We start from the raw sequence: 26110 nt of genomic DNA, 5'->3' as shown, positions 1-26110 counted from the left end.
AGAAGGATTTTTATAGGATGCATAATTTTATTCCTGACTTTAACGGGCATGCCCTTGTCCAAAATGGAGCATGCACAGGCAGCGCCTGCAGTTTCTGACACCGCAAAACGAAGAATGGAATTGTATAAAAATATGGAGGCAGCCCTTCAGGTACCTTGGTATTACCTGGCTGCAGCAGATCAATATGAACAAAATATAAGAAATTCAAGAAGAGATGCGGAACCTGCGAAAGGTTCAATCAGCATAGATATTAACCCTGTACGCTGGAACGGCCCGCTGAATCCTAAAGCTGCGGATGACAATCCGCTCACCATCAATTTCTTTCATGGATTAGGAGCCGATGGAAATGGAGACGGTAAGGCTGATATCCATAGCGATGAGGATATACTATTTGCTTTCTCAAGAGTGCTGCTTTCATACGGAACAGATGATGATAACATACGGATTGCCCTTTGGAATTATTATAAGCGGGATAAAGCAGTCGGGATCATTATGGGAAACGCCAAAATTTTCAAGACCTTCGGAAGGATCGACCTTCAGGAAAAAGTATTTCCGGTTCCTGTCCGCACCCATTACACCTACCATAGCACATGGGGTTCTGCCAGGGGATGGGGCGGCCGGCGTATACATGAAGGAACAGATATTTTTGCCGATTACGGCCTTCCTGTCCGCTCCACCTGCTACGGAATCATTGAAATGAAAGGCTGGAATAAATATGGAGGATGGCGGATCGGCATCAGGGATATCAACAATTCCTACCACTATTTTGCGCATTTAAATGGCTTTGCCAAAGATTTAAAGGCTGGACAGGTCGTTTCACCAGGCCTGCTTCTCGGGGGAGTAGGCAGCTCAGGGTATGGCCCTCCAGGAACATCAGGCAAGTTTCCTCCTCATCTTCATTACGGGATGTACAAGGATAACGGTTACCTGGAATGGAGCTTCGATCCTTACCCATATTTAAAAATGTGGGAAAGACGGGATTTGGCAAAACCAGAATAAATATATATTGATTCAAAAGGGGCCCCCGTGCCCCTTTTTTACTCTTTTATCAGATACCAGGAAGATTCGCAGGGAGGTGAGCATAGGTATAGTACAAAGGGGGCTGTATCATGTTCCGAAAAAGATTCCGGCCAAAGCCTGGTTTTTCAAAAGGGCCGCTGCCGACCAGATACGTTATTTTAATTACTTTTATCTTTTTTTCCAGTACCAGCCTGGTTTCCCTCTGGATCGTAAATAAGTCCATTGAACCCGTCATTATGGACATAGCAAAAAATGAAATTAAAAGAGTGGCTTCCGAAGTAATCAATGATTCTGTTGATAAAAACATATTAAAGCAGCTCGATAAAGAGGAAGTTGTTCTTTACGATAAAAACGGAAGTGGAACAATCCGGTTTAATCCGAAGTATTACAGCAGCATCCGTGCCGATACGATAAAGGATATTCAAAAGAAGCTGGGCCTGAATGAAGAAAATCCATTTACGAAATCCCAAAATACAAAAGATCAATTTAAATCCATTGTTTATTATATACCTCTGGGTGTGGTGACCGGGAATGCGCTTTTGGCAAATCTCGGTCCCAAAGTGCCTGTCAAGATGTCGCTGGTGGGTGATGTTGATTCAACAGAAAGGCTCAAGGTTACAGATACAGGAATAAACAGCAGCTACATAGAACTTTTTATTAATTTTACTGTGAACGTAAAAGTCGTGATTCCTTCGCTTACTGCAGAAACGCAGGTCAAACATGAAGTGAAAATAGGAGATTACCTCTTCCCCGGAAAGGTCCCAAACTATTATGGAAATATGCCTGCTCCTGCAATCATCCAGCCAGGAACAGAAGAAAAAAAATAAAAAGCTTAAACCCGGGGTGCTCCCACGGTTTAAGCTTTTTTTATTCCGGCATGCACTGTACGATCATCAGTGACGTTTCTGTCTGCAAATTTATTTCATAGGCGTGATCAAGCTTCCTGCCTTCTTGTTCCAGGATAAAAATCTTAGGCCTTTCGCTCATCCCGCTATTCTGTGCAGAAACTACCCCTTTTCTTCCATCACTTAATTCAACTGTCAGACCTGTAGGGTAAATGGCGACGGCCTTTCTGAATGCCTCAATGACATTCGGGTCAAATTGTGAGCCGGAGCCTGCATATAAAATCTCCAGACCTTCATGCGGAAGCATTGCCTTCCTGTATACCCGGTTTGATGTAACTGCATCAAACACATCTGCTACCGCAATGATTTTCCCAAATTGATGAATTTCATCACTGACAAGGCCCCGCGGATAGCCTGATCCATCAAGGCGTTCATGATGCTGATAGGCACAATGTGCAACAAGCAGAGGAAGAGTATGAATCCCTTTCAGCAGATGAAAACCAAATTCTGAGTGCTTTTTTATCATTTGGAATTCTTCTTCAGTCAGCCGCCCTTCTTTCATTAACACCTGAGTGGGCACAAGCATTTTTCCGACATCATGCAAAATAGCACCGAGACCCAGGATCTCGGCTTGTTTTTGGTTCAGCTTTAATTCTATTCCGATTGCCAAGGTATATAGAGTCACATTTAGTGAATGAGTGAAAATATAGTTATCATATGTATAAACGTCAGCTAAAAGCGAGAGCAATTCTTTATTTCCCTTAATTTCGCCTATAATAGACCGTATTAGTCCGCTGAATTTCCTGACAGCCTTCTCAACAATAAACGAGGCAGATACGGAATTTTCATGCTTTATGTCATTAAGTATTTTCTTGATTGTATCAGCGGCTTCTCTTCTTAGCTGTTCAGGGATTGAAGTTCCTGGCTTGATATGCTTTGTTTGTTCATCTTCTATGTAAGCAAAAGGGATATCAAGCTGCACCAAACGGTTTATCAGCTTTTCTGACAGCTCCTTCCCGGCTGCCAGCAGGATATTTCCGTTATCGTTATAAATATTTCTCCCCAGCTTATCCCCAGGCTTAACCGAGTCTATTGTCACCAGCCTCATATTATAGCTCCTGTTCATTCATCATCTAAGTGGAAAATTTTAAAATGTTAGCTTTCCTTTTAATGTTAATATCGGCAGCTTTGTGAATTATTGAAGTAATAGCTGCTGTAAAAGAACCCCAAGCGCCTGATTAAGGAGTAACCCGTCTCTTCTCTTAATTGCCGGCAGACCCATTAAAGGATAAACTGCCAAGCGCTAGAGCTGCAGCCGGAAGACACAAAAGCAGCCTGGTTTCCATGAATGGACCAGGCTGGAATTTTGCTATATATCAAACATTTTCAGCATAGCAGATCTGCCTGTCATTCCTGCTGTCACGCCGATTTTTCCAGCTTCTTCAGTGACGGACTCCAAAGGGGCGGAAAGGAGTTCATCAATGGTTTTGACCCCTACAGCCCTTGCAGCAATAATTCCCCGGCCCTTAAGTTTTCTATTGAGCAGCCCCACATCAAGTGCACCGCACATAATGTATCCCTTCTCTGCAGTAACCGCAAGCAGAGTGGTTTTTGGCAATTCAACAGTGATGGCCAGGAATGTCTTGCCGTCAATAAGTATTGGTGACATGCTTATCATTTCCATCCACTCCTTTCTTCTATATTTATGAAGAAAGGAAGCAGTATTGCTGATGATTTATGTTAAAGGAAACATTTTTTTCAATTTCCATTCAAGGATATCTCTCATAAATTCAGGCAGAAGATACTCTTTATCCTCTGTTCGTTTTAAATGCGGAAAGAAATAACCAAACGTAAACATATCAGGAAGCGCCAGCCTGTATCTGCCTGCTGGATTCAGTTTCTCTCCATTTATCATGATTTCTTTAGGTGAAGTGAATTCAATTCCTTCATAAAGCATGATTCCCATCATTTTGCCCCGGAAGCCGAATCCTTTCACCTGTATATGCGGCCATTCTTCATTCATGGACTGCATCAGAATTTCTTTCAATTCACTGCCCGACAGCTCTGCAATGCACGGATTAATCGGGTGCGGACAAATCCGGTGAATGTCGCCTTTTGTGACATCACCTGCAGGCAGTCCGTCCAGAAGCAGGCCTGCATTTATAAAAGCACAATCCGCCTTTGTCCACTCCTTCAATGATTCACACAGTATCAGCGAAAGTGAAGAGGCTTCAAACCATTTATTTTCTAAGGGGTATGGCAGTGTTACGCACTTTTCCTGAAGAAGGCTTTCCCCTTTTTTATTAATTTCTTCAATATATGATGATTCCAAAGAATCGGCAGGTAAAGAATTTGTATCGTAGAGCCGTGCTGTCTTGCGGACTACACGGCGGTCATCGGAAACAGCCAAGTCAGCCTGGCCAACATAATAGCCGAATTTGCCGCCGCCGCATAGCAGGGTATTTTTTATGATTTTTCCTTCATGAAGTACATGATGGGTATGTGCACCTAAAATGACGTCGATTTCAGGATGCTCTTCTGCAATTCTTTCATCATCATGAATGCCTAAGTGTGAAAGCAATACGATGACATGTGCTTTATCTTTTATTTCATCGAGCTGTTTTTTTAACTCCTCATAAGGATCGGTGATATCCCAGCCCAATGCAGAATAGAATTTTTGGAAATAGGCTGTTAGCCCGATTAAAGCAATTTTCGTTCCCATTTTTGTTGTATGGATGCTATAAGGTTTGGCCCAGGCTGGCCGATCGCCGTTTTTATCGTAAATGTTGGCAGCGAGCACCTTAAAGGAAGCGGATTCGTACAAAGAGTCCAGGTCATTGTGAGGAAGTGTGATGCCTTCGTTGTTCCCTATGGCCGCATATTGATAGCCTGCCTCATTTAAAAGTTCTACGTTTCCCTTTCCCATTGTGCCTTCCGTGAAAGGATGCCACCGGTCCACATGGTCTCCAATATCCATGATCAGGCACTCTTCTCCTGCATCATGGTGAAGCTGTTTTCTTTTCTTCAAAAATGATTCAATCCTGGGCCAGTTTTCAAAATGGCTGTGAAGATCATTTGTATGATAAATATGTATATTCTCTGACACATGAATTACCCCATTTCCTGCCAGATAGTAAATGCCAATGTTTAGATGTCTTTTATGGCTGATGTGTGGAACTCCGCCTACGCTACCATCATACCACCATGGCTGTTTCCAGAAAAGAGAACGGTTCTATTCATTATTCTTTTCAGTTTCTTGCCGTTAAAACAGATCAAGCTGTTTTGGAGCAAGCCCCATATAGGTAAGGTCAAGAAGGTCAATCATTTCTTTCGCATTGCCGGCAGCATCCCCGCCGGAATTGTTATTGAACAGCACGTAAACATCCTTACTATTCTTTTGCAGGAGTTTAATTTTACTTGCCCATTCCTGAAGCTCCTGTTTATTATAGCGGTACAAATAGCGGACTTCTCTCCAATTTCCTGAAGACGGCTTGTTCCAGCCGTGAACATTTCTTCCATGAAACCGGACCAGTGCTGCCTCCGGATTGCTGGACTGAAGAACTATAGGCACAGAACCTTCTCCTGCCTGCGGTTCATCACAAACAGTGTGTATCCAGCCTTCCTCCTTCATAAAAGCAAGGGTTTTGTCATACATATGCGGGAGGAACCACGTATTATTGCGGAACTCCAGAGCCGATGGAATGCCATTCATCTCCTGTTTGCACCAGCGCAGGTAATCTACATTCTCCTTGCTGCAGTCGAACCATGGCGGAAACTGAAAAAGAACCATAGCCAGCTTTCCTGCTTCACTATAAGACTTTAAGGATTCCCTGAACGCTGCGAACATATCACTTTTATTCGAAAACGGATTTTCGCCACGCTGGTGCCCTGTCATCCCTTGATATGCCTTTACAATAAACCGAAAAGACTCCGGTGTATCACGCACCCACTTATCTGTATTCCGCTTAGGCTGAACCGCATAAAAGGAAGCATCCACCTCAACAGCAGGAAAATGCGAACCATACACCTTCAGCCTATCCCGCCCAGCCACATTCCCAGAAAACAAAGAATCATGATCCCCCCATCCTGTCACACCCACATAAATCATACAGCTTGCCCTCCTTTTGGGGTCAGACCCCATTTCCCGAGTATTTCCCTTTGTATCTTCTACCCTGTTTTTCAAGCTTTAAATCAGGAAATGTACGGGTGGAGCGGGTTCCGCGTATTTACTTTTTCACCGGAAATGGGGTCAGACCCCATTTCCCAGTTCATTTCCCAATGTTGGTATAATGGTTTATAAGAGTGAATTTGAATGCAGGTTTCTTTTTTAGCGTGCCCGCTATTTATTTTATTTAGGAGGTTTGAAGATGAAGTATGTGATCGGAGTTGATTTGGGTACAAGTTCTGTGAAGGTTGTTCTAGTTGATCAGGATGGGATTGTGCAGCATTCAGCCACTAAGCAATATCCTCTTATACAGCCTGAACCCGGGTATAGTGAACAAGATCCCGAGGAGTGGGTTGAGAAAACCATACAGGCGTTGAAGCAGCTTATGGATGAAGGAGGCGCCAATCCCCGGGATATTGAAGGACTGAGCTTTTCAGGCCAAATGCATGGCCTTGTTTTACTGGATGAAAATCATAAGGTCATCCGGAATGCGATTCTTTGGAATGACACTAGAACGACGATGCAATGCAGGGAGATTGAGCACAAAATGGGCAGCAGGCTTATGGAAATCACCAAAAATCCTGCTCTAGAAGGATTCACGCTGCCTAAACTTCTCTGGGTGAAGGAGCATGAACCTGAGAGTTTTGAAAAAACCGACGTTTTTTTGCTTCCGAAGGATTATCTCCGTTTCCGTCTGACAGGCACTCTTCATAGCGAGTTTTCAGATGCATCGGGAACACTTTTGCTAGATCTTGAGAATAAGGCATGGAGTACGGACATTATCCGCACTTTCGAACTTCCAGCTGATATCTGTCCTCCTCTTGTAAATTCAGACGACCATACAGGAGAAATACTTCCTGAAATCGCAAGCATTACAGGTCTTTCACCTGAAGTAAAAGTATTCGCAGGCGGCGCTGATAATGCTTGCGGTGCAATTGGGGCAGGCATCCTGTCAGAAGGCAAGGCACTCTGCAGCATTGGCACATCGGGCGTATTTTTATCATATGAAGAAAACACCGCCACAAGCTATGACGGGAAGGTGCACTTGTTCAATCACGGAGAAAAGGATGCCTGCTATAGCATGGGTGTCACACTCTCTGCAGGGCACAGCCTGACCTGGTTCAAAAATACATTTGCAGAAAATGAAAGCTTTGATGGTCTTATTGAAAAAGCTTCTGCATCACCAATTGGAGCAAACGGCCTATTATTTGCACCCTACCTTGCCGGTGAAAGGACACCACATGCGGATGCAAAAATCAGAGGCACTTTCACTGGGATTGACAGTACCCATAAAAAAAATGATTTCACCCGTGCTGTGCTAGAAGGCATTGTCTTTTCCATTAATGAAACAGTAGAGATTTTCCGCACTAAAGGAAAAAAGATTGATATCGTGGTCTCAACGGGAGGCGGGGCTAAAAATGAGCTATGGCTGCAGATTCAGGCAGATATTTTCAATACTAAAATTATCAAACTGAAAAGCGAACAGGGACCTGCAATGGGGGCCGCTATGCTTGCTGCAGCTGGTTTAAAGTGGTTTTCATCCCTTAAGGAGTGTACAGAGCGTTTTACATCATCAGATGCCGTTTATGAGCCCATACCAAACAATGTCCTGCGCTATCAGGAACTTTTCCAGTTTTATAAAAATATCTATCCGCATACAGCATCAATAAATCACGGATTATTTGATTTTAAATCAAATCAGTAATCCTTCCCCAAAATATACTGATTATAGGTTTCCAGAAAGTGATACCCGGACAATCATACTGAATTCCAAGCAAAAAAGCTGCCATTAAGATGATCTTAATGACAGCTTTTTAATAAAATAATTATCCGATAGAGCCTTCCATCTCGAACTTGATCAGACGGTTCATTTCAACCGCATATTCCATAGGAAGTTCTTTTGTGAATGGTTCAATGAAGCCCATGACGATCATTTCAGTTGCTTCCTGTTGAGAAACTCCGCGGCTCATCAGATAGAACAACTGCTCTTCTGAAACCTTGGAAACCTTCGCTTCATGCTCAAGGGAAATGTTGTCGTTAAGAATTTCATTGTAAGGGATCGTATCAGAAGTAGACTGATTATCCATGATTAATGTGTCGCACTCGATGTTGGCACGTGCGCCATCTGCTTTACGGCCGAAGTGCACAATTCCGCGATATGTGACTTTTCCGCCATGCTTAGAGATGGATTTAGACACAATAGTTGATGATGTGTTTGGTGCAAGGTGGGTCATTTTAGCTCCAGCATCCTGGTGCTGCCCTTTTCCTGCAATTGCAATGGAAAGGGTCATGCCGCGGGCGCCTTCGCCTTTTAGGATGACTGCCGGATATTTCATGGTTAACTTAGAACCAATGTTTCCGTCAATCCATTCCATTGTTGCATTTGCATCACAAACAGCGCGCTTAGTAACCAGGTTATAGACATTGTTCGCCCAGTTCTGGATAGTTGTATAACGGCAGTATGCGTCCTTCTTAATTACGATTTCAACTACTGCGCTGTGAAGGGAGTTCGTCGTGTAAACTGGTGCTGTACAGCCTTCGACATAATGAACATGTGCACCTTCATCAACAATGATTAGCGTACGTTCGAATTGTCCCATGTTTTCTGAGTTAATCCGGAAATAAGCTTGAAGCGGAGTATCCACTTTTATGCCCTTTGGCACGTAAATGAATGAGCCCCCGGACCAGACAGCAGAATTCAATGCAGCGAACTTATTATCTGTTGGAGGAATGGTTTTTCCGAAGTGCTCGCGGAAAATGTCTTCATTTTCTTTAAGAGCGGAATCAGTGTCTTTAAAGACAATTCCCATTTCTTCAAGATCTTCCTTCATATTGTGATAAACAACTTCTGATTCATACTGTGCAGAAACACCCGCAAGATATTTTTGCTCAGCTTCAGGAATCCCCAATTTATCGAAGGTTTGTTTAATTTCCTCAGGAACTTCATCCCATGACTTTTCGGATTTCTCAGATGGCTTAACATAATAGGTAATTTCATCAAAGTTTAAGCTCATCAAGTCCCCGCCCCATTGAGGCATAGGCATTTTATAAAAATGCTCCAGAGACTTAAGACGGAAATCAAGCATCCATTGCGGTTCTTCCTTCATGCGTGAGATTTCTTCAACGATTTCTTTGGTAAGTCCCCGTTTTGAACGAAAAATCGACACATCGCGATCTGCAAAACCATATTTATAATCGCCGATTTCAGGCATTTTCTTAGCCATAGTTCATATTCCTCCATTTCATAAATGGATGAAGCGTTTCGCTTAAAAAGCCCAGCCGCCAGCTCAGCCGCGGCAAAAGCATATAACACCTTATAACAGATGGCGCTTATGGGCTGGGCGCTGGGTTAAGAAAGCCGAGTTGAACTTTCTTATCTTTTTAAGAAACCAAACGCTTCAAACTTCATTTATCAATTTTCTTCCTGCAGGCCTTTTTCCATTGCTTTCCAAGCCAGAGTAGCGCATTTGATTCGTGCAGGGAATTTGGTAACTCCCTGAAGGGCTTCCATGTCTCCCAAGTCAACGCCGTAGTCATCATATTCTTTACCCTGAACCATGTTAGAAAAGGAACCCGCAAGCTTTAAAGCTGTATCTATATCTTTTCCTTTAATCGTCTGAGTCATCATAGAAGCGGAACTCATAGAGATTGAACAGCCTTCTCCGTCAAACTTAATGTCACTTACCTTCCCGTCTTCCACTTTCATGGTTAAACGAATACGGTCGCCGCAAGTAGGGTTGTTCATATCAATAGTCAGGCTTCCATCCTCAAGCGTTCCTTTGTTACGAGGATTTTTGTAATGATCCATGATGACTTGCCGGTAGAGTGTATCTAAGTTATTAAAAGACATTGCTGAAATACTCCTTTGTTTTGACGAGCCCTTCTACAAGCTTATCAATGTCTTCCTCTGTATTGTAGAGGTAAAAACTGGCTCTGGCCGTTGCTGAAACATCGAGCCATTTCATAAGCGGCTGTGCACAGTGATGTCCTGCCCTTACAGCAATTCCTTCAGCATCAAGGACGGTTGCCACATCATGCGGATGAACATCTCCAATATTGAAGGTGACAACGCCAGCACGCTGCTTAGCGTCCATTGGGCCATAAATCTGCAATCCTTCAACCGCGGACATTTTCTTAAGGGCATATGCTGCTAGTTTATGTTCATGTGCTTCTATATGTTCAAGCCCGATTTCTTCAAGGAAATCGATGGCAGCACCAAGTCCGATGGCACCGGCAATAATCGGTGTCCCGCCTTCGAATTTCCACGGCAGCTCTTTCCAAGTAGAATCATATAGGCCTACAAAGTCAATCATCTCGCCGCCGAATTCAATGGGCTCCATATTTTCCAGAAGCTCTTTCTTTCCGTATAAAACGCCAATTCCAGTGGGGCCAACCATTTTATGTCCTGAAAATGCGAAGAAATCACAATCCAGGCTGCGGACATCCACTTTAAGATGCGGTGTGCTTTGTGCTCCATCTACCACCATTATAGCACCATTGTCATGGGCAATCTGAGCAATTTGCTTAACAGGATTAATTACTCCCAAAACATTGGACACTTGCATAATGGAAACGATTTTGGTCTTGCTTGTCACCGTTTTTCTGACATCTTCAAGAGAGATTGTACCATCCTGCTGAAGCGGAAGGTATACCAATGAAGCGCCGGTCTCTTTCGCAATCTGCTGCCAAGGGATGATGTTGCTGTGGTGTTCCATATAAGAGATGACAATTTCATCACCCTCGGATAAGTTTGCTTTTCCATAGCTTCTTGCCACTGTGTTCAAGGCAGTAGTCGTTCCTCTTGTAAAGATGACTTCTTCCGTAGAAGCAGCATTAATGAATTTCCTAACCTTTTCACGAGCCCCTTCATATGCATCTGTTGCTTTTGTTCCAAGTGTATGGACTCCGCGATGGACATTGGAATTATATTCGCGGTAGTACTTATCAATTGACTCAATTACAGCAGATGGCTTTTGGGAAGTGGCTGCACTGTCAAGGTATACCAATGGCTTGCCATTCACTTCCTGATTCAAGATAGGGAAATGCTTGCGAATTTCGTATGGATTCATTACTTAACTTTCCTTTCAATTACCTCAACCAATTGCTTCTTTACTCCTTCAACAGGAAGTTCATTAACAACCGGTGCAAGGAAACCATGGATTACGAGCCTTTCCGCCTCTTGCTTCGGAATTCCGCGGCTCATTAAATAGTAAAGCTGAACTGGGTCAACGCGGCCAACCGATGCTGCATGTCCTGCAGTAACGTCATCTTCGTCAATTAGAAGAATCGGGTTTGCATCTCCGCGTGCCTTTTCGCTTAACATAAGAACTCTGGATTCTTGTTCAGCATTTGCTTTTGTTGCACCGTGCTCTATTTTACCGATTCCGTTAAAAATGGCAGACGCACTGTCTTTCACGACGCCATGCTTTAAAATATATCCTTCAGAGCGAAGCCCGTAATGGATAATGGAAGTCGTAAAGTTTTGTTTTTGTTCTCCGCGGCCTACAGTAACCATTTTCGTGTCTCCGAATGATCCATCGCCCATAAGATAAGTGATGTTTTCAGAAATGGTATTGCCGTCATTCATTAATCCAAGGGCCCATTCAATCCGTGCATCGCGCCCTGCAATGCCGCGGCGGTTTACGTACGTTGTATAGCCTTTTGACAGGGTATCAACCGCACCGTAAGCAACCCGTGCATTATCATTTGCAAAAACTTCGGTTACGATGTTTGCGATTCCCTGGCTTGATTCTACAGTGGAGATGTAGTTTTCTACATATGTCACTGAGCTGTTGCTTTCAGCCACAATCAATACATGATTGAATAATGCAGCCTCAGGATTGTCGACCAGGAATACTGCCTGCATCGGCTCCTTAATTTCAACATTCTTCGGAACATAAAGGAAAGAACCGCCGTTAGCCAAAGCAGCATGCAAAGCTGCCAGGCGGTGCTCATCTGCTTTAACGCCATTTTTCATATAATATTTTTCAACAAGATCGCTGTGTTCGCGAGCTGCTGTGAAAATATCGGTGAAGATGACACCCTGTTCCTTTAATTCATCAGAAAGCCTTGAAAACGCAGCAGTATTGTTCCGCTGGATGTACAGGTTTTTGCTTTCTTCAAGATGCACAAGGCTTTTCACGCTTTCCGGAAGATCTTCCAAAGAGGCAAAAGCATCACTTTCAACAATGTGTTTGCTGAAAGCTGTGAAATTCCATTTATCGATCTTTGTTTTATCAGGTTTTGGCATTGGGAGCGCATCAAGACCGGCAAGTGACTTGGTCCTGAGCTCCATAAGCCATGAAGGTTCATTATTTTGCTTAGAGAAGGAGCTGATGTACTCCTGATCAAATGGTAGTTTTGTTTCGGTAGTCATTCCAATCCCCCTACTTACGCTTCTTGGCCGACAGTTTCGTCTTCAATGCCTAATTCTTGCTTAATCCAATCATAGCCCTCTGCTTCCAGACGCTGTGCCAGTTCAGGACCTCCAGATTTAACAACGCGTCCCTGCATCATAATGTGGACAAAATCAGGAGTGATGTAGTTCAGCAAACGCTGGTAGTGAGTGATGATCAGGCAGCCGAAATCCTCGCTGCGCATTTGATTGATTCCTTTTGAAACAACTTTAAGAGCATCGATATCCAAACCGGAGTCAATTTCGTCAAGAATGGCAATTTTAGGCTCAATCATCATTAATTGAAGAATTTCATTGCGCTTCTTTTCTCCGCCGGAAAATCCTTCATTAAGGTAACGCTGTGCCATGTCTTCATCCATTTCAAGAAACTCCATTTTTTCATCCATTTTGCGGATGAACTTCATTAATGAAATTTCATCGCCTTCTTCGCGTCGGCTGTTAATCGCAGAACGAAGGAAGTCCGCGTTCGTTACGCCGCTGATTTCACTTGGGTACTGCATGGCAAGGAAAAGGCCGACTCTTGCTCGCTCGTCAACTTCCATTTCCAGAACGTCTTCACCGTCAAATGTAATGCTTCCGCTTGTTACTTCATATTTAGGATGTCCCATGATTGCTGAAGAAAGAGTAGATTTACCTGTACCATTCGGGCCCATGATTGCATGGATTTCTCCGCCCTTCACTTCAAGGTTAACCCCTTTTAAAATTTCTTTTCCATCGATTGATACATGCAGATCTTTAATCGTTAAAGTTGATCCTGACATTTTCATACCTCCGTAAACTAATATCCTAATAATAGACTGAAAAATTACGCATTTTTCCTTCTATTTATTTTCAAAAGTGATTCTCAATTTATTCTCATTACAATCTTATATCAAATGAAATCTGGAAGCAACTAATAAAGAGCGATTTTCACTGTATCCCCTGATATCACCGCATGGCCCTTATCGGTCAAAATGAAAGCATATTTATAAGTGTTCCGCTTCCTTCCATATTATAGCATCTCTTAATATCGCTTATTCATTCGGGCACTTTCTAATCCTGTTCTTTTTCCTCAAAAACAGAAGCCTATTCAATAAAAAAACCCGCGATGCATAAAGTTTAAGAAATCAAGCATACTTCTTGATTCACTCACCATTATCTCCGCGGGAGGCAGTCATATTTAATTTTCATTTAAAAATCCATTAAGAATGAATTCTCCGATTAAGATGATTCGCTAACAGATTGCCTTGTTCATAATCTTTCTCTCTTCGTTTTTCGACCTGGATCCGGGTATCCAATCTCCTGCTGTATTCGCTGTAGCCAATTCCATGTGATTGCTGCATAGCCTTTTCCATTTCACCTGTAACTTGTAAATCTAGAGAGTTGATAATGAATCAATCCTTTCATCTTTTATAGAACAGCTTAATTTTAACATGAGTGAAAATCTTTGTTCAAAGTCCTTATACCCTTATGAAAATGGGTTAAAACGTAACCTATGGGCTTTGCTCAGGAAAATCGCTGCCGGATGGCGAATTGCTTCAAATACCCTCTGATTGCTTAAGCTTACAGAAAAACATTAAAGCTTTTGCATTCATATTAATGAAATTCCGATAATTCCTGGATGGTGTCTTGTACAAGGGTAACTGCCTGGCTCATTACAGCTCCGCCGCCAAACGCAGCCGTTACGCCAATCGCTTCATGAATTTCCTGCTCACTGGCCCCCTGGTCAAGACATCCTTTAACATGATAAATGATGCAATATTCATCTTGTGTATATAAGCTTATCCCAAGTGCAATCAGCTGTTTCTCTTTTTGAGAAAGTGCTCCTTCCTGGAAACAAGCTTCTGTAAATGCATTGAATTTGCTGCCAAGTTCGGGCATTTTTTCAAGAAATACTCCGATTCCGGTTTTATAATCATGAAGAACACTTTCAGTTACATTCCTGGGTTCATTATTCAACGCTTTCATCTCCTTGCTTCATTGTCCTTCATAGTATGGACGGTTAATGGCCAACTATGCAGGAACGAATGCAAGGGAAGCATATAAAAAGCGGCCCATTATAGGCCGCTCCTTTTACTTATTTATCTACAGGCAATACAGCGCCTTTATATGTTTTCGTGATATAATCCTGAATTTTTTTCGAATGCAGAACTTCAACTAACGTTTTGATGTCTTTTTTGTTTTTATCGCCTTTGCGGACCGTGATGATATTAACATAAGGATTATCCTTGCCTGATTCAACCGCAATTGGGTCATGTACCGGGTCTAGGCCTGCATCCAGTGCATAGTTTGCATTGATGACAACAGCATCGCCCTGATTCTTTTTGTACACCTGAGGCAATAAACCTGCTTCAATATTCGGCTGGAATTTTAATTTCTTAGGATTTTCCACAATATCCTTTATAGTTGCATCTGTTTTCTTCACACCCGGCTTCAGCTTAATAAGTCCATTTTGCTGGAAGATGGAAAGAATGCGGCCTTCATCTGCCACAGCGTCCCTCATGATGATGGTTCCGCCTTTTGGCAGATCCTGAAGTTTTTTATATTTCTTTGAGTAGATGCCGATTGGCTCAATATGAATACCGCCGGCATTTTCAAATTTATAGCCTTGGTCCTTCATCTGTGATTCCATGTAGGGAATATGCTGGAAATAGTTAGCGTCAATTTCTTTATTGTCAAGTGCTTTATTAGGAAGAATGTAATCCTGGAATACTTTAATTTCAAGATCCACGCCTTTTTTCTTCAAGAGAGGCTTTGCCTGTTCCAATATTTTAGCATGGGGAATATTTGAAGCCCCCACAATCAGTTTCTTATCATCAGAGCTTGACTTCCCGCTATCGCTTGTTCCGCAGGCTGTTAGCCCCAATGCCAGTGCCGCCGAAGCCGCAAAAGCTGCAAACCACTTTTTCTTTTTCATTGTGTATTCCTCCAGATTTCATTTTATTTTTATCTTTTATCCAATTTGGATGAAATAATGTCTCCGATAAACTGAATGATAAATACGATGATTAATATGGTGATTGTAGCAACAAAAGTAACATCATTATTACTCCGCTGAAATCCCTGCAAATATGCAAGGTTTCCAAGCCCTCCTGCTCCAATTGCCCCGGCCATCGCAGTATAGCCGACTAGGGCTATTGCAGTTACAGTAATGCCGGAAATAAGCGCCGGCATGGATTCAGGCAATAGCACCTTAAAGATGATTGTACTTGTTTTTGCACCCATTGATCGTGCAGCTTCCACAACACCTTTATCAACCTCGCGAAGCCCGATTTCCACCATTCTGGCGTAAAAGGGAGCTGCTCCAATAATTAAGGCTGGCAAAGCTGCCTCTGGCCCCAGCATGGTCTTCACCAAAAACAGGGTAAATGGAATGAGCAAAATAATCAGGATGATAAAAGGAATGGAACGAAAAATGTTGACCACTGCGGAAATAAGAACATTGATTACTTTATTTTCCCACATTTGGCCCTTAGACGTCAGAAACAAAAGTGTTCCAAGCAAAATGCCTAAAATAAAAGTTGCAACCAATGAAATCCCAGTCATGTATAAGGTTTCTTTCGTTGCTGCCCACATATCTGCCCAAATCACATTTGGAAGTAAATCAGTCAGCATTTGATATCACCTCCACGCCTACCTGCTGCTCATTTAAATACGTTATCGCACGGGTGATTTCATCGCTTTTTCCATCAACATGAATGAACAGAGTGCCATATGGGCCATTTTGCGTATGAGAAATTTTCCCCTGGAGGATGTTTACATCGATATTGAAGTTTCGGATCAGCCCAGTAATGAGCGGGCTTTCCGTATTTTCCCCTATAAACGTTAACTGTATGACCTTGCCCTTTGGATAACGGGCTCCTATGTGTTCCAATACCGGTTTTGTTTCTTCAGGTTCTGTGACCTGCTGGACAAAACGCTTGGTAATCTGCGCAGCCGGATTTCGGAAAACCTCCAGCACAGGTCCCTGCTCCACAACCCTGCCGCCTTCCATAACAGCAACACGATGGCAAATTTTGCGGATGACATGCATTTCATGCGTAATCAAAACAATGGTAAGACCCAGCCTTTTATTGATATCAACGAGCAATTCCAGGATGGAATCAGTAGTCTGGGGATCAAGTGCTGAAGTCGCTTCATCACACAAGAGCACCTTGGGATTGTTGGCAAGCGCCCTTGCAATGCCAACACGCTGCTTTTGTCCGCCGCTTAGCTGTGAGGGATATGCACGCTCTCTTCCTTCAAGGCCGACCAGATTAACAAGCTCGCTGACCCTTTTTTTTCTCTGGTTTGCCGGGACGCCTGCAATTTCCAGGGGAAAGGAGATATTTTCTTCAACAGTCCTGGACCATAATAAATTAAAGTGCTGGAAAATCATGCTTATTTCTTGCCTTGCGCTTCGAAGCTCCGCGCCCTTTATCCGGGAAATCTCTCTGCCCGCTACAAGAACCGAGCCTTCAGTCGGCCTTTCGAGACCGTTCAGCATACGGATCAGCGTACTTTTTCCGGCACCGCTATATCCGATAATTCCAAAAATTTCCCCTTTGTCAATTGAGATATCTACAGAATCAACAGCTTTTATAGGTTCGCCTTTTGCCAGGCTGGATTTAAATAGCTTACTTACTTTCGATACCGTTATCATTGAATCCACCTCTTATCCGTATAAGCCTATGAACATAGTAAACTTTTGCTCATCATGTATCCATCTACAATATATCATTGCGCATTATCTGTTCTGCATGCATGGCGCCAGGCCAAGATCAGTGCCTTAAACAGAAAAAGCCTTTCTGCATGAGCAGAAAGGCAAGATAAGCTAAGGCCTTTCTCTCATCTCTAAAAGCTTTTCAGCTTTTTGTGAATTGGCACCTTTTCAAGGAAATCCTTGCCGGTTGCCGGGTTTCATAGGGCACATCCCTCCACCTCTCTCGATAAGAGCAACAGATATATGTAATTGACGGTTCACATCAATTATGTTCATTTTTAATTACGAAAGTGATCGTAACATACAGAAAGAAAGTGTGTCAATGCATAACGTTTAAAAGTTAGTAAAAATTTTAAATCCTTTGATAAACAATTTTTCGTGCATCAGCCAAGAAAGAGAATGCATGCCCGCACTCTCTTTCGGAATTATAAAGATTTGACAGCCAAGGACGCTAGGCCAGTTGCCTGTTCAATCGCCTGTTCAAGGTCTTCAATCAGATCGTCTGCATTTTCAATGCCGATTGACAGCCTGACTAAATCCTCGCTTACACCAGATTGAATCAGTTCGTTTTTATTTAACTGCTGATGGGTTGTGCTGGCAGGATGGATGATTAAGCTTTTTGCGTCTCCAACATTTGCTACATGTGACCATAGCTGTATGGAGTTAATCAGCTTGGCTCCTGCTTCTCTTCCGCCTTCAATCCCAAAAATGACAATGGCCCCTGCTCCTCTTGGAAGGTATTTGTCTGCCAGTTTCCTATCAGGGTGATCTTTATGCCCCGGGTGTGACACCCATGTTACGGCCGGATGGTTTTCTAAATAATCAATGATTTTCCCGGTATTGGATACGTGCTCTTTCATCCTTACATGCAGGGTCTCAAGCCCGAGAGTGAATTGAAAGGCGCTTTGTGGACTGAGCGAAGGCCCCAGATCCCTTAGTAACTGAACACGTGCTTTGGTTATAAATGCAGCCGGGCCTGCTGCATCACTGTATACGATATTTCCATAGCTTGGATCAGGCTCCGTGAACCCCGGAAAATCCGGGGAATTCCAATCGAATTTCCCTCCATCCACGATGATGCCCCCTAGTACAGTTCCATTGCCAAGAAGCCATTTCGTAGCAGAATGCACAATAATGTCAGCACCATATTCAATTGGCTTGCACAAATAAGGCGTTGCAAAGGTATTATCCACAATAAGCGGTATTCCTGCTTCATGGGCTATTTCTGCTATCTTTTCTATATCAAGTACACGAAGGCTTGGATTGCCGATTGTTTCACCGAATATTGCCTTCGTCTTTGGTGTTATAGCTTTACGGAAGTTCTCGGGATCATCCGGTTTTACGAAAGTAACCTTGATTCCATACCTTGGAAGTGTATTGGCGAACAAGTTATATGTGCCTCCATATAAAGTTGATGCTGATACAATTTCATCTCCCGCTGAAGCAATATTCAAGATGGCCAGTGTGATTGCAGCCATTCCGCTTGAAACAGCAAGAGCCCCAATCCCGCCTTCTAGCAGTGCCGCTCTTTCTTCAAAAGCAGTTACAGTCGGATTATGGATTCTGGTATAAATATACCCTGGTTCCTTCAGTCCAAATAAATCGGCTGCATGATCTGTATCTTTGAACAAATATGCATTGCTTTGATAAATAGGCAATGCCCTCGCTCCTGTAGCATCTTCCTTTAGCCCTCCGTGAATACTCAAGGTTTCAAAACGATAATTTTTGTTTTCTGCCATTTTCCTTCTCCCCCAACTTTTAATGAATTCATGGCTCTGAGTCTGAAATCATTCCTGGAAGGTTAACGAGAAACAAAAAAGCCTCTTCAAAAAGAAGAGGCTTTGCTATCTCTCCTTATCTGCCAGAGCCGATACTCTGCTGGAATTAGCACCGTGTATGATATATACCGGTTGCCGGGCTTCGATGGGCCAGTCCCTCCGCCACTCTTGATAAGATTAAGTTAATTAATCAGAAAATTTTGCTTAGTCAAAAATATAGCATATTCTTAAGGAGATAGTCAATTTTTATTTTGGGATTTTTTTCCGATGTTATTCTTGCTGCAAAAATACGCCGAAGGAAGACACATTCTAAGGAAATCACGAATAGATAAAAAGTGTCTAAATTACTGCCGTAATTTTTGTCATTTACCTTTATTGCCGACATATTCTCAAAGCGTTTCTGCCTATTCGCCGAAAATAACTGATATTTTGACTTTATTTCCTAAGAAATAAGAAAAAGCGGGAAGCTCATTGCGGCCTCGTGTCGTTTTTACATGAGCCGCATCACCCGTGAAGCATGTCAATGAGCCGATACTGGTTCCTTACTAACTCCCTCCTTGAAAGATGGCTGGCTCGACAAAGACTTAAACACTATAAAGAAAAAGGTTGTTGCAAGCAAATAAATCCCTGCGGTAATGGAAAATACAGCGGCATATCCCCAATAGCTGCCCAATGATATGACAAGAGAGGCAGATACCGGATCCATGAATGCCCAGCCCAGATTAAAGGCCATCTGGTTCATTGAATTAGCCAGCCCTTTAGAACGGTTGCTGACAAGCGACATCATTAAAGACATCTGTATCGGGTTTCCGGCATTCATTAATGCCTGCCGGAATAAAAAGGCGATGGCCCTATCCATAATTGATGGGTGTATGCTGTAAGCAATAAAAATGGCAGGGATAGCAGCTGCAGAATCCACAGATTTAACTTGTCCAAAGCGCTTTACAAACCTTGGGCCGATAAGCATAGCAGCTGCCGTAGCTCCCTGTCCAGCCGAGAGAATGATAGCAATCATAGAGTTTGAAACGAAAAAGCGGTCAGCAAAATATAAATTGAGATATGGAATAACAAGTCCAGACCCGGTACCAATCAGCAGCTGTGAGATAAAAAAGAGAATGATTACCTTGAGGCTTTTCCTGTCAAATCCCGCCGGATCGCTTTCATGGGATTCAAGAGGTTTAGGCTACTCTTTTGCAATGGCCAGGAATGGCACGATGGAGCAAAGAAAAATAATTCCCCCAGACAATAAGGATATGCAGATGGCATTTAGATCAGAGATGAAAAGCTTGAGGATATCGGTCAATGCACCTCCCAAAAGACTGCCTGCCACATTGGCAGCTGTCATAACGGCAAAATGCAGGCTGAAGATATGGACCCTCTCCTTGACTGACGAGTTTTCAGCTAAAAGGGGGATGATTAAAACCTGAAAAAAGGCTGTTGCCCCTCCGGCTAAGAAAGCCATGGCCAATAGGCTGACTTCACTTTGAAGTATGGATCTCAGGAGCATGAAAAAACCGGTAGCAGCCACTCCGGAGATAAGAAGCTTTCTTCTTCCGATTTTGTCTCCAAGCAAACCTGCAGGAATCAAGAGCAAGGCGGTCGCGAGCGAATCCGTATGAAATGACCTGGCCATTCACATTGTCACTGGATCCTAGCTCCCGTATATAAAAATTATAAATGACCATAAAAATGCCAAGGCCTGACTGTATGAAAATATTGCCCAGGAGCAGCATTCTGATGTTGCGGTTATAAGATGCAAAACGCTTTACAGTAGATTTAAACATAGCTGACAATCCGCCCTTTACTATTTCGTCTCCCTAAATATTAATGCTTGCTCCATGCTATGTAAATAATTTGAATTATTTTACTTTTCTTTAAAAACGATCCTGACCTATTACCTAGACACTCCCAATACAAAATGAACGAACAGCCAAATTGCATAAAAAAATTCTTGCCTGTTTGGGCAAGAATGGTGATGTTTGTTATATTTCTTTAAGGATATCGTATATATACGGGACAGAATGAAAGGCGTATATCTTTTTATCAAGCTTGCCTTCTTTAAAAACCAATAAGCAGGGAACACTTTCTATTTCATATTCAGCTGCAATATTCGCCATATAGTTTAAATTCATTTTGCCGCAGTCCAGATCAGGAAACAGCTCCAGGGAAACGGCAAGAATTTTCGAGGCAACCTGGCAAGTCCCGCACATTGGGGTGTAAAGGTATAAACAAAATGTCCGATTCCATTTCAAGGAAGTATTTAACTGTTCTTCATTCCACTCTTGCATAATTACTTAATTCATCCTTTGTTCTAAATACACGGGGTTTACCTCAATATCTGCCGCCAATAAAACAGTAGCAATATGATTCATCGGCGATGCAGCAACTTCTTTATACATTCGGTCAATATAAAGATGGTAAGCCTCTGGCATTTCTTTTTTAAACTGTTTGCGCAGCTTTTCCCCTGATTCATCAGCATCAACTAAAATGTAAACATCTTTCTCAGCCAGTTCATCAACAAGTTCGTCAAGCCTTGTAATTGAAATGGTGCCATTGGTGCAGATAATTTCCACTTCTTCCTTCAATACACTTTTCACTTTTCTTTTATCTGAAGTTCCTTCTACAATAATTACTTTATCGGGTTGTCCAAATTCCATGCAATCACCGCCGCTAAAGGATAAAGTGAACCTCCATCAGCAGAGGGCTCTCTCATCCCCGCTGATGATCAGTTGAACGAATCGGGCTTTCAGGCAGGGTCTCTAAAATTCACTGCCCCATACGGGACAGAAATGCGCACCCTGTTCATATAATAACCCAAAACAGAAAAAAAGTGTCCAAAGTGCTTTCTTGGTAAAAAGCTCTTTTAAAAAAAACTGTTGTTTATTAATAAGTTCTGTAAGGCGACCGCGTTAAATCAGTTTGATTGAAGCGTAAAGTGCGAGACTGAAGTAAACCAACTTGGTCCATTGCAGCAGCCTTTACGAAAAAAGCACTGTAAAAAAATAGAGAAGGCAAGAAGCCTTCCCGTCATGCATTATCCTTCGTTTGTCATTTCATCATATTGCTCTGAAGTCATAAGGCTTTCGACTTCACTGCTGTCAGAAGGCTCAATAACAACCATCCATGCCTTTTCATAAGGTGAATCATTTACATACTCAGGGTTGTCATTTAGCTCTTCATTGACTTCTACCACTTTGCCGCTGATTGGAGCATAAAGCTCAGAAACCGTTTTAACAGACTCTACGCTGCCGAATGGCTCATCCGCCTTCAGCTCGTCTCCCACTTCAGGAAGCTCAACAAAAACGATATCGCCCAATTCTGATTGTGCAAAATGTGTAATCCCGACGCGGACTTTACCGCCTTCTGTTTTTACCCACTCGTGTTCCTCTGAATAACGAAGATCCTTTGGTGTTGCCATGGTATATCCCTCCAAGGTATGTAAAATTATGATCTATTATAGTATAAAATAGATTTCTCTGATTTGGTGCAAAAAACTACTTCTATTGCCAAATCTTTTGGTATTCCTGTTCATTGAACCCGACTGTCACTTGATTTCCGTCTGAAGCAATCGGCCTTTTTAGCAGCATTCCGTCCGAGGCCAGAATATCCAGCTTTTCTGAGTCAGAAGCATCCTTAAGCTTGTCTTTTAAACCAAGCTCCCTGTATTTCTGGCCGCTTGTATTAAAAAACTTCTTTAATTCCAAGCCGCTTTTCAGGTAAAGCTCTTCAATCTGCTCCCTTGAAGGGGGATTTTCTGCTATATGGACAGCTTCATAAGAAACCTCATGATCGTCCAGCCATTTTTTCGCATTTCTGCATGTGCCGCATTTTGGATACCAATAAAATATCAATCCCATGGTTTCACCACCTAACGATAGGATACCCGTTTTTAAGCATTAATTCAAAAAATAAGCTATGCTTCCAGCAAAAAAACAGCTGCTGCACAAGCAAAAGCAGGAATATCCATCTTGGATATCCCTGCGGCTCCGCTTGCCCTACGAATTAAAGCACATATTTTTCTGCGTCTAACAATTTCACTGAAGCTTCGCGTTTTTTAGCAATCACATTAACAGGGTTATGCCTTGTTAATTTGCGCAGTGAAGAAAGCATGATACGCAGCGTATCGCCAGTCTCTACTGCAACCAAGGTTTCCTTCGCATGCTGCTCGATTTGGTTGAATGACTCCTGGCAGAAAATTTGAGTATAAAGTAGCTTCTGCTGATTTTTTTCTTCTCCGGATTGTGCAATGGCTTTTTCTGTACGAAGCACAACAGATTCCATGGCGTATGCAAGTGAAGCAAGGTCCGCTATGTTAACCAGGATTTCTTGCTCTTGCTCAAGCTTGTTGCCAAACTTTTGTGCAGCAAGCCCTGCAGCCAGCAGCCCAATTTTCTTGGCGTTTTTCACCAGCAGCTTTTCTTGCGCCAGCGGCTCGTCACCAGGCTCTTCCGGCATTAGCATCATAAGCTCTTCCTGCAGGCTTTGTGCTTTTTGAAGAAGAGGAAGCTCACCCTTGAAAGCTTTCTTTAAGAATGTGCCTGGAACCAGCAGGCGGTTGATTTCATTTGTTCCTTCAAAGATCCGGTTGATTCTGGAATCACGGTACGCTCTTTCAATTTCATATTCCTGCATGAAACCATAGCCTCCGTGCAGCTGAACGCCTTCATCCACTACATAGTCTAGAACTTCTGAGGCAAAAAATTTATTCAGTGAACACTCGATGGCATACTCTGCAATAGAATTCGCCACTTCCTTGCCGTCTTTTACCTGTTCGTCTGTAAGCTGGCTCATCCTGCTTTCGAATAGACCGACCGTACGGTAAACGGAGCTTTCTGCAGCATAAATTTTAGATGCCATTGTAGAAATTTTTTCTTTTGTTAAGTTAAAAGAAGAAATTGGCGTCTTGAATTGCTGGCGCTGGTTTGTATATGCTGCTGTAAGGGCAAGTGCATGCTTGGAGGCGCCCACAGCTCCTACACCTAATTTATAACGTCCGATATTGAGGATGTTAAAGGCGATAACATGGCCTCTTCCTTCTTCTCCCAAAAGGTTTTCAACCGGAACCTTGGCATCTTCAAGGATCAATGTGCGTGTTGATGAACTTTTGATGCCCATTTTCTTTTCTTCTGCACCCGTAGAAACTCCTGGATATTCACGCTCGACGATGAAGGCAGAGAACTTTTCTCCATCGATCTTCGCATACACAACGAATACATCTGCAAAACCTGCATTAGTAATCCACTGCTTTTCACCGTTAAGGATATAATGTGTGCCTTCAGCATTCAATTTAGCCGTTGTTTTTGCGCCAAGTGCGTCAGAACCTGAACCTGGTTCTGTGAGTGCATATGCTGCAATTTTTTCTCCTGTTGCCAGTAATGGAAGGTATTTATGTTTTTGATCTTCATTTCCGAAAAGGACGATTGGCAGTGAGCCGATTCCAACATGTGCTCCATGAGTGATTGAAAATCCGCCCGCACGTGAAAGTTTTTCAGAAATCAGTGCTGAGCTGACCTTATCAAGCCCCAGGCCGCCATACTCTTCAGGAACATCCGCTCCAAGAAGCCCAAGTTCACCCGCTTGCTTCAATAGCTTTACGGAACGGTCAAACTCATGCTTCTCCAGGTATTCTACCTGCGGAAGAACTTCATTTACCAGGAAGTCATCTGTCGTTTTTGCAATCATAATTTGTTCATCAGAGAATTCTTCAGGTGTAAAAACCTGGTCATACGTAACGTCCTCTACTAGAAACCCGCCGCCTTTTACAATGCTTTCAGTTGATTTTGACATCTTGTTACCTCCTAATATATTAAATGAAATAAATATCTATTAATCTAGACGTTTTCTTAACACATTACCCGATAAGCTCAAATACTCCTGCAGCACCCATACCTCCGCCAATACACATGGTCACTACTCCAAACTGTGTATTTCTGCGCTTCATTTCATGCAGCAGGCTTAGAGTCAGCTTTGAACCTGTACATCCAAGCGGGTGTCCCAGAGCAATTGCGCCCCCGTTCACATTGACGATTTCCTCATTCAAGCCAAGTTCGCGGATGATTTGAATGGACTGTGAAGCAAATGCTTCATTCAGCTCAAATAACCCAATATCAGATAGCTCAAGTCCAGCAAGCTTGAGGGCTTTTGGGATAGCGGCAACCGGGCCGATTCCCATAATCTCAGGCGGAACCCCGGCAACAGCAAAAGATCTGAACCTGCCCATCGCACTCAGTCCTAATGAAGAAGCTTTTTCGCTGTCCATCACCATGACCGCTGCAGCACCGTCGCTCGTTTGGGAAGCATTCCCCGCCGTTACAGTTCCTTTAACTGAAAATGCAGGCCTCAATTTAGCGAGGATTTCTGAAGTGGTTCCTTCACGTACGCCTTCATCCTGCGTAAATTGAAAGGTCTTTTCTTTTAACTTGTGATCGGCTCCAACGGATCGCAATGTAACATCCACTGGGACGATTTCGTCAGCAAACTTACCTTCAGCAATCGCTTTGGCTGCTTTCTGATGGCTCCTTACGGCAAAAGCATCCTGATCTTCACGTGAAATGCCGAATTTCCTCGCGACTTCCTCTGCTGTATGACCCATTCCCATATAATATTCAGGAGCCGTCTCAGCAAGCTTTGCATTAGGGCGGGTTACATGGCCCATCATTGGCACAAGGCTCATGGACTCTGCACCGCCGGCAATCACGGTATCGCTTTGGCCAAGCATAATCCTCTCAGCCGCATATGCTATGCTTTGAAGTCCGCTTGAGCAGTACCGGTTAATGGTGATGGCAGGCACATTGTGCGAAAGCCCGGCAAGAGCACCGATGTTTCTTGCCATATTAAGCCCTTGCTCCGCTTCAGGCATGGCACAACCAATAATCAAATCATCAATATTGCCTTCGTAATTTCCGGCGCGTTTTAAAGTCTCTTTTACTACAAGAGCCCCTAAATCATCCGGACGGACGTTTGCAAGTGACCCTTTTTTCGATTTACCGACCGGAGTCCTTGCTCCAGCCACTATTACCGCTTCTCTCATGAGGGATCCTCCTTATTAGAACGCAGCGCCTGATTGAATGGTTCAGACTCCTTGAATCAGCATGGAACGGCTGCAGCAGACAAAGGATTCTTTGCTGCCCAGCCGATTTTCTTCCCGCTGAAACTTCTGCCTGCACATAAACCAGCGCTTTTAGTTAGTTAATCATTTTTTTCATT

Annotated in this window: 27 protein-coding genes and 2 riboswitches; of the genes, 4 read left to right on the top strand and 23 right to left on the bottom strand. The window is 43.0% G+C overall.

Going from position 1 to position 26110, the window contains the following annotated elements:
* The first annotated feature begins 48 nt into the window (after window positions 1–48).
* A complete protein-coding gene (locus BM126_RS07185; protein WP_256213006.1) occupies window positions 49–999 on the top strand; it encodes a M23 family metallopeptidase in 951 nt (316 codons plus the stop codon).
* 110 nt (window positions 1000–1109) lie between these two features.
* Window positions 1110–1847: a sporulation protein YunB gene (yunB, locus tag BM126_RS07180; RefSeq protein ID WP_090988866.1), complete on the top strand. Its 738-nt coding sequence runs from the start codon at window positions 1110–1112 to the stop codon at window positions 1845–1847.
* Between the two features lie 40 nt (window positions 1848–1887).
* On the opposite strand, the gene BM126_RS07175 is transcribed toward yunB, so the two are convergent.
* The 4 genes from BM126_RS07175 to BM126_RS07160 all read right to left on the bottom strand — a co-directional run bounded on the left by BM126_RS07175 (window position 1888) and on the right by BM126_RS07160 (window position 5973).
* On the bottom strand, window positions 1888–2973 hold the full coding sequence (locus BM126_RS07175) for an HD-GYP domain-containing protein (protein ID WP_090988865.1): 1086 nt from the start codon (window positions 2971–2973) through the stop codon (window positions 1888–1890).
* Between the two features lie 261 nt (window positions 2974–3234).
* Complete coding sequence (locus BM126_RS07170) at window positions 3235–3543, bottom strand: YunC family protein (RefSeq protein WP_090988864.1); 309 nt, start codon at window positions 3541–3543, stop codon at window positions 3235–3237.
* 57 nt (window positions 3544–3600) lie between these two features.
* A complete protein-coding gene (locus BM126_RS07165; RefSeq protein WP_090988863.1) occupies window positions 3601–4971 on the bottom strand; it encodes a bifunctional metallophosphatase/5'-nucleotidase in 1371 nt (456 codons plus the stop codon).
* 156 nt (window positions 4972–5127) lie between these two features.
* Window positions 5128–5973, bottom strand: coding sequence for a DUF72 domain-containing protein (locus BM126_RS07160; protein ID WP_090988862.1), 846 nt, complete (start codon window positions 5971–5973; stop codon window positions 5128–5130).
* 259 nt (window positions 5974–6232) lie between these two features.
* Between BM126_RS07160 and xylB the strand changes: the two genes are divergently transcribed.
* Window positions 6233–7735 carry a xylulokinase gene (gene xylB / locus BM126_RS07155; RefSeq protein WP_090988861.1) on the top strand — a complete coding sequence of 501 codons (1503 nt, stop codon included), beginning with the start codon at window positions 6233–6235 and terminating at the stop codon, window positions 7733–7735.
* Window positions 7736–7856: 121 nt separating this feature from the next.
* Here xylB and sufB read toward each other — a convergent pair whose 3' ends face one another.
* The 19 genes from sufB to BM126_RS07070 form a co-directional block, all read right to left on the bottom strand.
* A complete protein-coding gene (gene sufB / locus BM126_RS07150; RefSeq protein ID WP_090988860.1) occupies window positions 7857–9254 on the bottom strand; it encodes a Fe-S cluster assembly protein SufB in 1398 nt (465 codons plus the stop codon).
* Between the two features lie 188 nt (window positions 9255–9442).
* Window positions 9443–9880 carry a Fe-S cluster assembly sulfur transfer protein SufU gene (gene sufU / locus BM126_RS07145; protein ID WP_090988859.1) on the bottom strand — a complete coding sequence of 146 codons (438 nt, stop codon included), beginning with the start codon at window positions 9878–9880 and terminating at the stop codon, window positions 9443–9445.
* Complete coding sequence (locus BM126_RS07140; RefSeq protein ID WP_090988858.1) at window positions 9870–11099, bottom strand: cysteine desulfurase; 1230 nt, start codon at window positions 11097–11099, stop codon at window positions 9870–9872. The genes sufU and BM126_RS07140 overlap by 11 nt, the downstream gene beginning before the upstream one ends.
* Window positions 11099–12406, bottom strand: coding sequence for a Fe-S cluster assembly protein SufD (gene sufD, locus BM126_RS07135; RefSeq protein WP_090988857.1), 1308 nt, complete (start codon window positions 12404–12406; stop codon window positions 11099–11101). Before sufD ends, BM126_RS07140 begins: the two co-directional genes overlap by 1 nt.
* A 14-nt stretch (window positions 12407–12420) precedes the next feature.
* Window positions 12421–13206 (bottom strand): Fe-S cluster assembly ATPase SufC, encoded by a 786-nt coding sequence (sufC, locus tag BM126_RS07130; protein WP_090988856.1) that lies wholly within the window; start codon window positions 13204–13206, stop codon window positions 12421–12423.
* Between the two features lie 420 nt (window positions 13207–13626).
* Window positions 13627–13779: a YuzK family famiily protein gene (locus BM126_RS22230; RefSeq protein ID WP_177201343.1), complete on the bottom strand. Its 153-nt coding sequence runs from the start codon at window positions 13777–13779 to the stop codon at window positions 13627–13629.
* Between the two features lie 241 nt (window positions 13780–14020).
* Window positions 14021–14383 (bottom strand): carboxymuconolactone decarboxylase family protein, encoded by a 363-nt coding sequence (locus BM126_RS07125; protein WP_305728150.1) that lies wholly within the window; start codon window positions 14381–14383, stop codon window positions 14021–14023.
* A 118-nt stretch (window positions 14384–14501) separates the two neighbouring features.
* Complete coding sequence (locus BM126_RS07120) at window positions 14502–15341, bottom strand: MetQ/NlpA family ABC transporter substrate-binding protein (RefSeq protein WP_090988854.1); 840 nt, start codon at window positions 15339–15341, stop codon at window positions 14502–14504.
* A gap of 29 nt (window positions 15342–15370) precedes the next feature.
* Window positions 15371–16039 carry a methionine ABC transporter permease gene (locus tag BM126_RS07115; protein ID WP_090988853.1) on the bottom strand — a complete coding sequence of 223 codons (669 nt, stop codon included), beginning with the start codon at window positions 16037–16039 and terminating at the stop codon, window positions 15371–15373.
* Window positions 16029–17066 carry a methionine ABC transporter ATP-binding protein gene (locus tag BM126_RS07110; RefSeq protein ID WP_090988852.1) on the bottom strand — a complete coding sequence of 346 codons (1038 nt, stop codon included), beginning with the start codon at window positions 17064–17066 and terminating at the stop codon, window positions 16029–16031. Before BM126_RS07110 ends, BM126_RS07115 begins: the two co-directional genes overlap by 11 nt.
* Before the next feature lie 182 nt (window positions 17067–17248).
* A riboswitch (SAM riboswitch) is annotated at window positions 17249–17359 on the bottom strand.
* Between the two features lie 192 nt (window positions 17360–17551).
* Window positions 17552–18865, bottom strand: a complete 1314-nt coding sequence (locus tag BM126_RS07105; protein ID WP_090988851.1) for an O-acetylhomoserine aminocarboxypropyltransferase/cysteine synthase family protein — start codon at window positions 18863–18865, stop codon at window positions 17552–17554.
* A gap of 112 nt (window positions 18866–18977) precedes the next feature.
* Window positions 18978–19082, bottom strand: a riboswitch (SAM riboswitch).
* A gap of 342 nt (window positions 19083–19424) precedes the next feature.
* Complete coding sequence (locus BM126_RS22760; RefSeq protein WP_256213016.1) at window positions 19425–19970, bottom strand: MFS transporter; 546 nt, start codon at window positions 19968–19970, stop codon at window positions 19425–19427.
* A gap of 117 nt (window positions 19971–20087) precedes the next feature.
* A complete protein-coding gene (locus BM126_RS22755; protein ID WP_256213005.1) occupies window positions 20088–20537 on the bottom strand; it encodes an MFS transporter in 450 nt (149 codons plus the stop codon).
* Window positions 20538–20886: 349 nt separating this feature from the next.
* Entirely contained in the window at window positions 20887–21192 is a 306-nt protein-coding gene (locus tag BM126_RS07095) for a thioredoxin family protein (protein WP_090988850.1), read from the bottom strand.
* A 6-nt stretch (window positions 21193–21198) separates the two neighbouring features.
* The gene (locus tag BM126_RS07090) at window positions 21199–21561 is read right to left on the bottom strand and encodes a toprim domain-containing protein (RefSeq protein ID WP_071351301.1); all 363 of its coding nucleotides are present in this window, start codon (window positions 21559–21561) and stop codon (window positions 21199–21201) included.
* A gap of 377 nt (window positions 21562–21938) precedes the next feature.
* Complete coding sequence (gene gcvH / locus BM126_RS07085; RefSeq protein ID WP_090988849.1) at window positions 21939–22322, bottom strand: glycine cleavage system protein GcvH; 384 nt, start codon at window positions 22320–22322, stop codon at window positions 21939–21941.
* An 82-nt stretch (window positions 22323–22404) separates the two neighbouring features.
* A complete protein-coding gene (locus BM126_RS07080) occupies window positions 22405–22761 on the bottom strand; it encodes an arsenate reductase family protein (RefSeq protein ID WP_071351303.1) in 357 nt (118 codons plus the stop codon).
* A gap of 145 nt (window positions 22762–22906) precedes the next feature.
* The gene (locus tag BM126_RS07075; protein ID WP_090988848.1) at window positions 22907–24691 is read right to left on the bottom strand and encodes an acyl-CoA dehydrogenase family protein; all 1785 of its coding nucleotides are present in this window, start codon (window positions 24689–24691) and stop codon (window positions 22907–22909) included.
* Window positions 24692–24755: 64 nt separating this feature from the next.
* Window positions 24756–25934 carry an acetyl-CoA C-acetyltransferase gene (locus tag BM126_RS07070; RefSeq protein WP_071351305.1) on the bottom strand — a complete coding sequence of 393 codons (1179 nt, stop codon included), beginning with the start codon at window positions 25932–25934 and terminating at the stop codon, window positions 24756–24758.
* 33 nt (window positions 25935–25967) lie between these two features.
* Here BM126_RS07070 and BM126_RS22750 point away from each other — a divergent pair, with 33 nt between their 5' ends.
* Complete coding sequence (locus BM126_RS22750) at window positions 25968–26096, top strand: hypothetical protein (protein ID WP_256213004.1); 129 nt, start codon at window positions 25968–25970, stop codon at window positions 26094–26096.
* Window positions 26097–26110: the final 14 nt, after the last annotated feature.

The organism is Bacillus sp. OV322 (assembly GCF_900112495.1).
In the GTDB taxonomy this organism is placed as follows: Bacteria; Bacillota; Bacilli; order Bacillales; family DSM-1321; genus Peribacillus.
This window is presented reverse-complemented; position numbering and strand designations above follow the sequence as displayed.

Bases quoted from the DNA above. Each gene is read 5' to 3' on its own strand.
- BM126_RS07140 (WP_090988858.1), bottom strand. From the start codon at position 11,099: ATGAATCCATACGAAATTCGCAAGCATTTCCCTATCTTGAATCAGGAA.
- gcvH (WP_090988849.1), bottom strand. From the start codon at position 22,322: ATGGCAACACCAAAGGATCTTCGTTATTCAGAGGAACACGAGTGGGTA.
- BM126_RS07095 (WP_090988850.1), bottom strand. From the start codon at position 21,192: ATGCAAGAGTGGAATGAAGAACAGTTAAATACTTCCTTGAAATGGAAT.
- BM126_RS07175 (WP_090988865.1), bottom strand. From the start codon at position 2,973: ATGAGGCTGGTGACAATAGACTCGGTTAAGCCTGGGGATAAGCTGGGG.
- xylB (WP_090988861.1), top strand. From the start codon at position 6,233: ATGAAGTATGTGATCGGAGTTGATTTGGGTACAAGTTCTGTGAAGGTT.
- sufB (WP_090988860.1), bottom strand. From the start codon at position 9,254: ATGGCTAAGAAAATGCCTGAAATCGGCGATTATAAATATGGTTTTGCA.
- BM126_RS07090 (WP_071351301.1), bottom strand. From the start codon at position 21,561: ATGGAATTTGGACAACCCGATAAAGTAATTATTGTAGAAGGAACTTCA.
- BM126_RS07105 (WP_090988851.1), bottom strand. From the start codon at position 18,865: ATGGCAGAAAACAAAAATTATCGTTTTGAAACCTTGAGTATTCACGGA.
- BM126_RS22755 (WP_256213005.1), bottom strand. From the start codon at position 20,537: ATGGCCAGGTCATTTCATACGGATTCGCTCGCGACCGCCTTGCTCTTG.
- BM126_RS07110 (WP_090988852.1), bottom strand. From the start codon at position 17,066: ATGATAACGGTATCGAAAGTAAGTAAGCTATTTAAATCCAGCCTGGCA.
- sufU (WP_090988859.1), bottom strand. From the start codon at position 9,880: ATGTCTTTTAATAACTTAGATACACTCTACCGGCAAGTCATCATGGAT.
- BM126_RS07120 (WP_090988854.1), bottom strand. From the start codon at position 15,341: ATGAAAAAGAAAAAGTGGTTTGCAGCTTTTGCGGCTTCGGCGGCACTG.
- yunB (WP_090988866.1), top strand. From the start codon at position 1,110: ATGTTCCGAAAAAGATTCCGGCCAAAGCCTGGTTTTTCAAAAGGGCCG.
- sufC (WP_090988856.1), bottom strand. From the start codon at position 13,206: ATGTCAGGATCAACTTTAACGATTAAAGATCTGCATGTATCAATCGAT.
- BM126_RS07080 (WP_071351303.1), bottom strand. From the start codon at position 22,761: ATGGGATTGATATTTTATTGGTATCCAAAATGCGGCACATGCAGAAAT.
- BM126_RS07160 (WP_090988862.1), bottom strand. From the start codon at position 5,973: ATGATTTATGTGGGTGTGACAGGATGGGGGGATCATGATTCTTTGTTT.
- BM126_RS22230 (WP_177201343.1), bottom strand. From the start codon at position 13,779: ATGGAAAAGGCTATGCAGCAATCACATGGAATTGGCTACAGCGAATAC.
- BM126_RS07075 (WP_090988848.1), bottom strand. From the start codon at position 24,691: ATGTCAAAATCAACTGAAAGCATTGTAAAAGGCGGCGGGTTTCTAGTA.
- BM126_RS07170 (WP_090988864.1), bottom strand. From the start codon at position 3,543: ATGATAAGCATGTCACCAATACTTATTGACGGCAAGACATTCCTGGCC.
- BM126_RS07070 (WP_071351305.1), bottom strand. From the start codon at position 25,934: ATGAGAGAAGCGGTAATAGTGGCTGGAGCAAGGACTCCGGTCGGTAAA.
- BM126_RS07115 (WP_090988853.1), bottom strand. From the start codon at position 16,039: ATGCTGACTGATTTACTTCCAAATGTGATTTGGGCAGATATGTGGGCA.
- BM126_RS07185 (WP_256213006.1), top strand. From the start codon at position 49: ATGCCCTTGTCCAAAATGGAGCATGCACAGGCAGCGCCTGCAGTTTCT.
- sufD (WP_090988857.1), bottom strand. From the start codon at position 12,406: ATGACTACCGAAACAAAACTACCATTTGATCAGGAGTACATCAGCTCC.